Below are 263 nucleotides of genomic sequence, written 5' to 3'. Positions count from 1 at the left end.
ATCTCCTTTCGGTTTGGTTGTCGGATCGTCCTCGGAAGACGATACAGCAGAGCGCGGTAGCCGCGTCGCTAGCACCTTATTCGCGACGTTCGAGGGAAGGCCTGGGCATCATTGTCGGGAAGCATCCCAACGACCGTCGCAGTATGTGGCGCGATGAACCTGTAACAACTTCCTCGATGCGACCGATCGGCTTGCCGTCCAACCCATAGACCTGCTTGCCATTTTGCCGCCGCCAGGGCCGTGTGGGCAAGCTGAAGCTCGCA

At 59.3% G+C, this 263-nt stretch carries 1 protein-coding gene; it reads right to left on the bottom strand.

What is annotated here, in order from left to right; genetic code table 11:
- Positions 1–76: 76 nt before the first annotated feature.
- Positions 77–263 (bottom strand): hypothetical protein (locus SCA31_RS23965; protein ID WP_410699496.1); only part of this gene is annotated, 187 nt, incomplete at its 5' end.

The sequence above is a fragment of the Chryseobacterium sp. SIMBA_028 genome (assembly GCF_046535285.1).
GTDB lineage: Bacteria > Bacteroidota > Bacteroidia > Flavobacteriales > Weeksellaceae > Chryseobacterium.
The sequence above is the reverse complement of the archived record's forward strand: the minus strand, read 5'-3'. Positions and strand labels throughout refer to the sequence as shown.